Source organism: Streptomyces sp. NPDC054770 (assembly GCF_053611985.1).
Window position 1 is genome coordinate 1 of the sequence record NZ_JBSHBL010000154.1, and the last position, 9,907, is coordinate 9,907.

12 protein-coding genes are annotated in these 9,907 nt (G+C 70.9%); 3 read left to right on the plus strand and 9 right to left on the minus strand.

The features are described 5' to 3' along the window. Positions 1–55: 55 nt before the first annotated feature. From ACWGKQ_RS51305 to ACWGKQ_RS51345, 9 genes are all read right to left on the minus strand, one after another. Positions 56–1,060, minus strand: a complete 1,005-nt coding sequence (locus ACWGKQ_RS51305) for a methionine synthase II (cobalamin-independent)-like protein (RefSeq protein ID WP_453299026.1) — start codon at positions 1,058–1,060, stop codon at positions 56–58. A gap of 4 nt (positions 1,061–1,064) precedes the next feature. Then, complete coding sequence (locus ACWGKQ_RS51310) at positions 1,065–1,523, minus strand: GlcG/HbpS family heme-binding protein (RefSeq protein ID WP_453299027.1); 459 nt, start codon at positions 1,521–1,523, stop codon at positions 1,065–1,067. Beyond that, entirely contained in the window at positions 1,520–2,305 is a 786-nt protein-coding gene (locus ACWGKQ_RS51315) for an alpha/beta fold hydrolase (protein WP_453299028.1), read from the minus strand. The genes ACWGKQ_RS51310 and ACWGKQ_RS51315 overlap by 4 nt, the downstream gene beginning before the upstream one ends. 25 nt (positions 2,306–2,330) lie before the next feature. Continuing rightward, positions 2,331–2,702 (minus strand): VOC family protein, encoded by a 372-nt coding sequence (locus tag ACWGKQ_RS51320; protein WP_089102621.1) that lies wholly within the window; start codon positions 2,700–2,702, stop codon positions 2,331–2,333. Beyond that, positions 2,699–3,469, minus strand: a complete 771-nt coding sequence (locus ACWGKQ_RS51325; RefSeq protein ID WP_453299029.1) for a fumarylacetoacetate hydrolase family protein — start codon at positions 3,467–3,469, stop codon at positions 2,699–2,701. The genes ACWGKQ_RS51320 and ACWGKQ_RS51325 overlap by 4 nt, the downstream gene beginning before the upstream one ends. Continuing rightward, positions 3,466–4,914 carry an NAD-dependent succinate-semialdehyde dehydrogenase gene (locus ACWGKQ_RS51330; RefSeq protein ID WP_453299030.1) on the minus strand — a complete coding sequence of 483 codons (1,449 nt, stop codon included), beginning with the start codon at positions 4,912–4,914 and terminating at the stop codon, positions 3,466–3,468. Before ACWGKQ_RS51330 ends, ACWGKQ_RS51325 begins: the two co-directional genes overlap by 4 nt. Positions 4,915–4,947: 33 nt before the next feature. Further along, the gene (locus tag ACWGKQ_RS51335; protein WP_453299031.1) at positions 4,948–5,868 is read right to left on the minus strand and encodes a VOC family protein; all 921 of its coding nucleotides are present in this window, start codon (positions 5,866–5,868) and stop codon (positions 4,948–4,950) included. A 103-nt stretch (positions 5,869–5,971) separates the two neighbouring features. Next, positions 5,972–6,883, minus strand: a complete 912-nt coding sequence (locus ACWGKQ_RS51340) for a LysR family transcriptional regulator (protein WP_453299032.1) — start codon at positions 6,881–6,883, stop codon at positions 5,972–5,974. A gap of 111 nt (positions 6,884–6,994) precedes the next feature. Further along, the gene (locus ACWGKQ_RS51345) at positions 6,995–7,558 is read right to left on the minus strand and encodes a carboxymuconolactone decarboxylase family protein (protein WP_453299036.1); all 564 of its coding nucleotides are present in this window, start codon (positions 7,556–7,558) and stop codon (positions 6,995–6,997) included. Positions 7,559–7,774: 216 nt separating this feature from the next. Here ACWGKQ_RS51345 and ACWGKQ_RS51350 point away from each other — a divergent pair, with 216 nt between their 5' ends. The 3 genes from ACWGKQ_RS51350 (at position 7,775) to ACWGKQ_RS51360 (ending at position 9,692) form a co-directional block, all read left to right on the plus strand. Next, on the plus strand, positions 7,775–8,179 hold the full coding sequence (locus tag ACWGKQ_RS51350; protein ID WP_453299033.1) for a cupin domain-containing protein: 405 nt from the start codon (positions 7,775–7,777) through the stop codon (positions 8,177–8,179). A gap of 130 nt (positions 8,180–8,309) precedes the next feature. Beyond that, positions 8,310–8,732, plus strand: a complete 423-nt coding sequence (locus tag ACWGKQ_RS51355; RefSeq protein WP_453299034.1) for an SH3 domain-containing protein — start codon at positions 8,310–8,312, stop codon at positions 8,730–8,732. A 195-nt stretch (positions 8,733–8,927) separates the two neighbouring features. Continuing rightward, entirely contained in the window at positions 8,928–9,692 is a 765-nt protein-coding gene (locus tag ACWGKQ_RS51360) for an XRE family transcriptional regulator (protein WP_453299035.1), read from the plus strand. Positions 9,693–9,907: the final 215 nt, after the last annotated feature.

Below are 9,907 nucleotides of genomic sequence, written 5' to 3' on the forward strand. Positions count from 1 at the left end.
CCCCTTCAGGGGCGCGGGGAACTGCGCGACCGGCCACGACGGCGCCGCGGACGACTCAGAACTCGTTGCCCCAGCAGTACCGGGCGATGGTCTCGACCAGTACCAGCTTGCGGCGTTGGTCCTCCGCGGTCAGGAGTGGCCTCGACGCCACGTCCGCGAAGCCCCGCGACGGGGAAACGGCGCCGTCCTCCAGGTCCTTGAACTCGGCTGCCGCGTCTATACGGGACATCACGGTGTCGATGTCCTCCAGCTGCGCCGCCGTCGCGTCGACCACGCCCAGGCAGAAGTCCCTGTCGTCCGGGAGTGCCTTCACGAGGTCGAGTTCGGCCTGCGTGCCCTGGTCGAAGGGGAGGATCCAGCGGTCGGCGTCGATGCCGGCGTACAGCTGCTCGGCGCGGGCCCGGTCCACCTCGGCCGGGGCCGACCAGCCGGGGGCGAGGCCGATGCGGACGCTCTCCGAGCGTTCGTCCAGGCGTACCGCAGACGCGTCGACGGCCAGCGCGTCCGCGAAGGACAGGGCGCCGGGGTCGGCCGGGTCGGTGCTCGACTGGGCCAGCAGGAGCGGGTTGTCGAGCTGGATCAGGCGGACGCCCTTCGAGACAAGAGCTTCGATCTCGGCCCGGACGATCTCCGCGAGGGCCTCCCCGAGTTCCCGGGCCGAGGAGATGCCGAGGTCGGGCTGGAAAGTGGTGGCCGCCAGATACGCCGGTGAGGGCAGCGTGGCCTTCGGGGCGATCACCGTCAGGTCGGCGAGCTTGGCGGCCCAGTCGGCGAGCAGTGGGCCGTTGGCCTTGGGGAGTGCCTCGGCGACCCAGCGGGCGAGGCCGTCCGGGCCCACTTCGCCGGTACGGCGGAAGCCCGACACGCCGTCGAGGACGGCGCTGCGGAAGTCCTCGCGGGGGAAGTCGCCGTCGGTGACCACGGTGGAGCGCAGCTTGCGCTGGTAGGCGACCACTTCCCGGACCGCCGTGTCGACGGCCTCCGGGTCGGCGGTGGACAGGCCTGCCGGGCGGACCAGGCTGCCGTGGTGGTCGATGCGGTAGTTGAACGTGTCCGCCATGGTGTCAGTCCTTTCCGCCGGCGACGCCCCACGCGGCGAACTCCAGCTCGTAGCCGAGGGCCTTCAGGACCTCCTCGGCGATCCGCTGGTCCTCGTCCGCGGTGCCGCCGGCGATGCCGAGCCCGCCGATGATCTCGCCGTCCTTCTTGATCGTGAGGCTGCCCTCGGTGGCCATGATCGGCAGGGCGGCGCCGGGGAGCTGGGAGAGCTGGGAGAAGAAGACCGGCTGGGACTCCTGCCATTTCTTCAGCATGTTGCCGGGGCGCTGCATGATCGCCGCGGTATAGGCCTTGGCGCGGGCGATGTCGGGGGTGAGCGGGCGGGCGCCGTCGGGGCGGCGGATGGCGATCGGGAAGCCGCCGGCGTCCACGACGGCGACGCTCACCGCCTTGCCGATCTCCTGGGCGCGCTGGTGGGCGGCGCCGATGATCTCCTCGGCGGCGGCCAGGGTGAGGCTGGTCATGCTGCTTCCTTCGGTGCGGTGAGGGTGCGGCGGAGCCGGCTGACGGCCGCGTTGTACTGCTGGGGCGTCTCCCAGTACATGGAGTGCGGGGCGCCCTCGACGATCTCCAGGTGCGAGCCGGGCAGCAGTTCGTGGGCGCGGGTCACGGTCTTCACGCTGAGGACCGCGTCCTTCTCCCCGGCGAGGAAGGCGACCCGCACGCCGGAGGCCCGGATCTCGTCCAGGGTGGGGCCGTTGGTGTCGAGGTTGCGCAGGTCCTGCATCCTGGCCACGTTGAACGTGCCCATCTGCTGGAAGAGGAAGGTGAGGTCGGCCCGCTCCTGCTGGAACGATCTGGTCAGCAGCCGGTCGATGACGGGCAGCTTCACGGCCTCCGCGCGGTCGGCGGCGGCCAGTTCCTTCAGCTCGGGGTGGCTGATGCCGCCGAGGGAGTGGCCGAGGACGACCGAGGAGACCCGCTCGGGGCGCAGCAGGCCGGCGCGCAGGGCGGCGACGGAGCCGATGGACTGGCCGACCAGCATGGCGTCGGTGATGTCCTCCTGGTCGAGGACGGCGACCACGTCGCCGGGGAAGTCCTGGCCGTCGAACTCCGCCATGGACGAGTCGGACTTGCCGAAGCCGCGCAGGTCCACGGTGACGACCGTGAACTCCTCGCGCAGCGCTGCCACTTGCTGCCACCAGGCGGCGTGGTGTCCACCGCTGCCGTGCACGAACAGGATCGCCGGGCCGCTGCCGTGGCGCTCGTAGTAGATGGATGTGCCGTCGGAGTCGGCGATGGGCATGGGGTGAACTCCCGTACTGATGCGCTTAGTTGGGGCGGCGGCTGTGGTAGACGAGCTCGATCATGGTGTGGTCGGGGTCGTGGATGTAGCAGAACTTGGACTGGTTCTCGGGGCGTTCGATCGGCCGGGTGTGCCGGATGCCCAGTTCCTTGAGATGGGCGAGGAAGTCGTCCCAGTCGTCGACCTCGACGGCGAAGTGGTAGGGCGCCATGCGCTCCATCTCCTCGACGGGGGTGAAGTGCAGGTCGAAGGTGCCCCGGGTCATCAGCACCACGCGGGTGTTGGACTTGGGCATGATGCGCTTCATCCCGAAGACCTTGGTGTACCAGGCCGCGGTGCGGTCGGGGTCGGTGGTGGGGAAGTTGACGTGGTGGATGTAGCGGGGTTCCGCGGTCATGAGTGGTTGCCTTCCAGGTGTACGGGGTTGGACAGCACGCCGATGCCGCTGATCGCGACCTCGACGGTGTCGCCGGGGTCGATCTGACACGTGGACTCGGCGCCCATCCACAGCACGTCACCGGGGTGCAGGGTGATGTGCCGGGTGATCTCCACGATGAAGTCGAAGGGATCGAAGACCATGTCCCCGGTCGGGAACGTGGCGCGCACCTCGCCGTTGACGCTCAGCGTGGTCGTCTGGGCCAGCGCGTCCACCTCGGTCTCGATCCACGGCCCCATCGGCTTGAACGTGTCGCTGTTCTTGCTGCGCCAGAACGTGCGGTCCTGGTGCTGCCAGGTACGGGCGCTGACGTCGTTGCCGATGGTCCAGCCGAAGACCGACTTGCGGGCGTCGTCGTACGTCGCGTACCGGACCGTGCGGCCGATGACGGCGACGAGTTCCGGCTCGGCCTCGAAGCGTCCGGTCACCTCGGCCGGTCTGACGATCGGCGAACGGTGGCCGGTGAGCGCGTTGTTGGCCCGGTAGCCGGCCTCGGGGCGGTCGGGGGTCGTGGCACCGGCGTGCTCGATGTGCCGGGGGTAGTTGTAGCCGACGGCGTAGAACACGCCCGGCACGACGGGCGGCAGCCAGACGGCCTCGGCGACCGGGACCGTGCCGCGGACCTCCGGGTCGCCCTCCAGCGGCGACCCGGACAGCAGCTCCACGGCCGTCGGCCCCACCCGGCCCCAGACCGCCCGGCCCTCCACCGCAACTCGCGCGTACCTCATGGCGTCAGCAGGTGGGAGACGCGCTTGGTGATCAGGTAGGCGTCCAGTGCCTCCGGCCCGCCCTCCCGGCCGTACCCGCTGTCCTTGACCCCGCCCGAGGGCGCCTCGTGCACCGAGCCGCCGCAGTGGTTGAGGGAGAGGATGCCCGCCTCCAGCCCGTCGGCGAGCTTCTCGGCGGTGGCGGCCGACCTGGTGAAACCGTAGGCGGCCAGGCCGTACGGCAGCGAGTTGGCGGTGGCCAGGGCGTCGTCGAGGTCGTGGAAGGGCACGATCGGGGCGAGGGGTCCGAACGGCTCCTCGGACAGCAGGTCCGCGTCCGCCGGTACGTCGGTGAGCACGGTCGGCGCGAAGAAGTAACCGGCGCGGTCGAGCCGTTCGCCGCCGGTGAGGACGGTTGCTCCCTTCCCGACCGCGTCCGCCGTCAGCCGTACGGTCGAGTGCAGCCGGCGCTCGTTCGCGAGGGGACCCATGGTGGTGCCCTGGGTCAGACCGTCGCCGACGACGACCGACTCGGCGGCCTTCACGAACTCGGCGGTGAAGTCCTCGACCAGGGACTCGTGGACCAGGAAGCGGCTGGGTGAGGTGCACACCTGGCCGGCGTTGAAGAACTTGGCCTGGGCGGCCCGGCGGGCGGCCTGTCCGGGGTCGGCGTCGGCGCAGACGATGACCGGGGCGTGGCCGCCGAGTTCCATCAGGGACGGCTTCATGACCCTGCCGGTCTCGGCGGCGAGGAGCTTGCCGACGGGCACCGAGCCGGTGAAGGCGATCATGCGGGTGACCGGGGAGGCGATGAGGTGCGCCGAGACCTCGGCGGGCTCGCCGAAGACGAGGTTGAGCACCCCGGCGGGCAGGCCGGCGTCCGCGTAGCACGCCACCAGGGCGGCGGCCGTCGCCGGCGTCTCCTCGGAGGCCTTGATGACGATCGAGCAGCCCGCCGAGAGGGCCGAGGAGATCTTCCGGTTGGGTCCGCCGACCGGGAAGTTCCAGGGGACGAAGGCGGCGACGGGGCCGATCGGTTCGCGGCGGACGGTGAGAACCGTGCCGGGCGCGGACGGGATGATACGGCCGTACGCGCGCCGGGCGTCCTCGACGTGCCAGCGCAGGGTGTCGGCGGTGCGCCGGGCCTCGCCCGTCGACTCGGCGAGGGTCTTGCCCTGCTCCAGGGTCATCACGCGGCCGATGCCGGCGGCGCGTTCGGCGATCAGGTCGGCGGCGCGGTCCAGGATCGCGCTGCGCTTCGCGATCGAGGTCGCGCGCCACACCCTGAACCCGTGCTCGGCGGCTTCGAGCGCTCGGTCCAGGTCGGCGGGGGTGGCGAGGGGGACCTCGCCGATCGTCTCCTCGGTGGCGGGGTTGACGACGGGGGCGGTCCGTCCGGAGCCGCCCTGGCACCACTCGCCCGCTATGTACATGCGGACGGCGGGATAGCCGTGGTCGGTGGTCATGAAGGGGGTGCCCTCTCAGGTTCAGGCCCAGGTTCAGGACGCGGTGGGGGCTTCCTGGTCGCGGTTGGTGCGCAGGGCCCAGATGTGGTGCGGCGGGGTCGTCTCGTGGACCCGGGTGCCGTACTTCTCGTCGGCCCGGTCCATGTCGGCGGCGTACTCGACGCGGCCGCCGCACGGGGCGTGCAGGAAGCGGAAGACGTTGGAGCCGATGGTGTGCCGGCCGAGCCTGCGGGCCTCCCGCCAGCCGTGCTCGATCATGTAGTTGCCGCCCTCGATGACGTCGTCGAAGCCGGGCACCTCGTAGGCGATGTGGTTGACGCCCGCCTTGTCGGGGCGGTGGCACAGCAGCATGGTGTGCTGGTCGTCGTCGCCGGGGGCCTGCATGAAGACGCCCATCGGCTCGACCACGTCGGTCGGGCGGAACCCGAGCCGGTCGACGTAGAAGCCGACGGCCGCCTCCCGGCCCTCCTTGAAGATGTTCAGGGCGACATGGCACATGCGCAGCGGGCGGACCCGGGTGATCGGCTCCAGGGCGGTGTTCCAGCGGGTGACGCTGCCGAGCGTGTTGGCCGGGCGGGGCGCGACCGGGGCCGGGGTGGGGCGGGCCAGGGTCAGGCCGACGCCGAAGCCGGTCTCGTCGACGGTGTGGTGGACGCCGTCGGCGCTCTCGCGGACCTCGCGGTCCCGGCCGGCCTCGGCCACCAGGCGCTCCAGTTCCTCCGGTGTGTCGACGCCCCAGACGACCTCGCGCAGCGTGGGCCCGTCCTCGACGGGGGCCGGCAGCGACGGCGACGGCACGGTGTCGAGGTGAACGGTCTGGCCGGTACGGGTCTCGAACACCGCGTGCTCGTCGGTCCGTTCCACCATCGACAGCCCGAAGTCGTCGAAGAACCGGACGCATACGCCGAGGTCGTCGATGCCGTAGGTGACCGATTCGATTCTCTGGATTCCCATGGATTCCTCGTTTCCGGGTCGCCTCGCGAGCGTAGATTTCGGCTCGTGAGGGGCTCAATGGCCTGAGCTCTACGGAATGCGCAAGCGTTTCTTGCGGCCCCGGCTACGACCGGATCGCGGGAATCGGGTTCTGTGCGAACCACTCGGCGAGGAAGTCCAGGAAGACGCTGATCTTGCGCGGGGTGTCCTGTCCGGGTCCGTAGATCGCGTACAGCGGGCGGTCGGGTACGGCGAGGCCGGGCAGCAGCACCTGGAGAGCGCCGGAGACGAGGTCGTCGTAGACCGGGCGCTGGGGCAGCAGGGCGATGCCGCGGCCGTGCACCGCCGCCTTCTGCAGGGCGATGTAGGAGTTGGACGAGAACGCGATGTTGCGGATCTTGTGCAGGGTGCTGGTGTGCCCGTGGCCTATCCGCCAGACCGGGTCGTTGAGGTGGACCAGGCAGTCGTGGGCGGCGAGGTCGTTCGGGTGGGCGAGCGTGCCGCACCGCTCGATGTACTCCGCGGAGGCGCACAGCACGAACGGCAGTGAGGCGATCTTCTTCAGCCGGACGCTGGAGTCCCTGAGGTCGCGGGTGTGGAAGGCGACGTCGAATCCGCTGTCCAGGAAGTCGTAGGTGCGGTCGGACATCCCGCCGAGTTCGAACCGGACCTGGATCTTCGGATGCGTGGCCGAGAACGCGGCGATGGCGTCCCCGAGGTCGAGGCTGCCTATCCACTTCGGACAGATGACGCTGAGGGTGCCCTCGGGCCGGTCGTGGAGCTGGGCGATGCCGGCGTCCTCGGCCTCGATCTCGTCGAGAATGCGGGCGGCGAATTCGGCGTAGCGCTGGCCCGGCTCGGTGAGGCTCACGGAGCGGGCGGTGCGGTTGACCAGGCGTACGCCGATCTGCCGCTCCAGCTCCGCCACGTGCCGGGACACCAGGGAGCCGGACGAGCCGAGCTTCTTGGCGGCTCCGCTGAAACTGCCGACCTGGGCGACGGTCACGAAGCTGTGCATGAGGAGCAAGCGATCCATTTTTCCTCCGAACGCGCGTGCGGCTCGCCCGCGCTGGTCACCCAGACAAATCGAATGTCGGCAATCCTGTCAACGGCTCTCCGCTTAAAAGATCGGCCGCGTTTCTCATGGTCAGGCCCCGGATCGGGCTCCTTCCGGGGCGATCCGGCCGTAACCGCGGATGTCCGGGAACGGTGCCTCCCTGTCGGCCTGGAGGTCCACCTGGAAGGTGTTGAGGCACATCCCGAGCATGGTGAAGTTGCCGAGCGCGCCGATCGTGTCGACCAGCCCCTTGGGGCCGAAGTGCGCCAGGGCGCGGGCGAAGGTCTCGTCGGTGACGAAGTGCTCCTCCAGGACCTCCCGGCAGAACTGGTAGAACGCCTGGTCGGCCTCGTCCTCGAAGACCGCCTCGCGCTTCTCGGCGATGGCCTCGACGGCCGCTTCCGGGATGCCGGCCTCGACGGCCTGGTGGACGTGGGCGTTCCAGGAGTACTGGGCGTCCCAGTTGCGGGCGGCCATCAGCAGGGTCAGCTCGCGCAGGTGCTTGGGGAGGCTGCAGTCGAAGCGGGCGAAGGCACCGAGGGACTCGGCGCGTTCGCACATCTCCGGGCTGTGCAGCCAGACCCGGAACGGGCCGCGGACGGCGCCGCGGCGGCCCGCGATCCGCGCGGCCAGCTCCTGCTGGCGGGGGTCCATGTCGTCTTCGCTGAGAACGGGGAGCCTCATGGGGCCGGTACCTGCCTTCTCTCTCCGGCGGCCGTGGATTGCGAGGTGACGCTACAACCGCTTCGCGGACGCTCACACCTCCCGGAGCGCAAGGTAAAACTGCACGCCAGGGGGCACCCGTTCGCGCGTACGGGGCCTACCGTCGGTCGGCGTGTCAGGTACGCCGTACTGGAGAGGAACCCCGGGATGACCACGATCATCAAGGCCGCGTCCGTGCCCCTGCTGGACCGCGGCGGTGCGGTGCTGTCGACCCCGCTGATCACCACGCCGTCGGCGGGCGGGGAGAACCTCATCACCAGCGGGATGAGCGTCTACCCGGTGGGTTCCGGGGCGCCGTTGCACTCGCACAACTGCGACGAGCACGTCACGATCCTGGAGGGCGAGGCGGAGGTGTGGGTGGACGGCGAGGTGACACGGCTCGAGCGGTTCGACACCACGTACGTCCCGTCCCCCGTCCCCCACCTGTTCCGCAACGTCGGCGACACCCCACTGCGGATTCTGTGGGTGTACTCGTCTGGGTATGTCACGCGGACCTTCACGGCCACCGGGAAGACGGTCGAGCACCTGTCGGCCGAGGACCAGATGGGCTGAGGCCGGCGTGCCCTGGGACGTCCCAGCCGTTCCAGGGCACGCGGGGACGACATGGTGACGGTCCGGCACGGAAACGCTCCGATTCGTGATCACGCTTCGTGGTCACCGGCACCACAGCACGGAGGTTTCCATGTCCCGTCGGATCCTGAAGAACGGCCTGCTGGCCACGGTCGCGGTGTTCGCGTTCCTGCCCACGGCCGGAGCCGCCACCGCGAGCGCCGCCACCCCGGTCCCCGCACCGCAGGGAATCGTGCAGTACTACAACTACACCACCCTGCCGGCGCCGGCGGCCCACCGTCTCCACCACCGCCACTACGCGTACCGGACCGTCGGCCGGGTGGCCACGCACCGCGTCCGGCTCAACGTCCGCTCCGGCCCGAGCACCCGCTACCGCGTGGTGAGCCACCGCCACCACAACCGGCTCGTCCCGCTGGCCTGCAAGACGTACGGCGGCTCGGTGCGCGGCAACCACACCTGGTACCGGCTCCCGCACCACAAGGGGTACGTCTCCGCCCACTACGTCCGGGTCGGCCACGCCGTCCCGTGGTGCTGACGGGCCGTTACCGCCGCACTCCCTGACCCCAGAGACCTGTTCGGGAACCCCGGGTTCCCGAACAGGTCTTCGACATGCACCCCCTGATTCACCGTCTTCACACCTGTTCGCCGATTGCGGGCCCGGTCCCGATGGGAAGCCATTCCGACAACAGGGGCGAAACGCCCATAGCGTAATGAAGTCGAGGCACGCAACATGCCGCACTCCGAAGGAGCGAGAACCACCCCATCGGACGAGTCGCCGGCGGCGAGGCTGCGCGAACTGAAGGAGCGTACGGGACTGAGCCTCGCGGCGCTGGCCGCCCGCACCCCTTACAGCAAGTCCGCCTGGCACCGCTACCTCTCCGGCGACAAACGGCCGCCGCGCCCGGCCGTGGAGGCCCTGGCCCGGCTGGCGGGCGCCGACCCCGCGGCCGTACTGGCGCTGTACGAGGCCCCCGCGGGACCGCCGGTCGCCGAGACGCCCCAGGTGGGGCCACCGGCGAGGCGGTCGTGGCGGCTGCCGCTGACCGCGCTCGCGCTGCTCGCCGTGGCCGGGGTGACGGCAGCCGCCGTGACCGTCTCGGACCGGCGCGGCACACCGGGTGCGCAGCCGGTGTCGGCGGCACCCCGCTGTCATGGCCGGTCCTGCCAGGGCGAGTTGCCGGACGCGTCGGCGTGCGACCGGGACGCGCGGACCAAGAGCCGCGTCACCGGCGTCGCCTACGACGTCCGGCTGCGCTGGTCCCCCGCCTGCGGCACCGCCTGGTCCGAGGTGCGGCTGCACACCCCGCAGGCCCGGGAGGTCTCGGTCCGGGCCGGGCAGGACGTGCTCTCCGCGAGCTATCCCGCCGAGGACTCCGTCGGCTACACCAGCCCGATGCTCGCGGTGCCGGCCCCCCGGGGCGTGGAGGCATGCGCCGAGGTGGCGGGGCAGCTGGCCTGCACCGGTCTGGAGGCGGAGCCCACCGGAGAGCCGTAGCAAGGCGCCGCGCCCGTGGCAGGGGCGCGGCGCCGGACCGGTCCGGGCGGGGGCCGGTCAGTGGGCGGCGACCAGCTTCTCCTGGTCGTTGCTGGGCTGCGGCTGCCTGGCCGAGCGCAGGGCGGCGATGCCGATGAACACCATCGAGGAGACACCGGCCAGGGCGAAGGCGGTGAAGCCCCAGTCGCCGTTGCCCGCGGCCAGCAGCTGGCCGC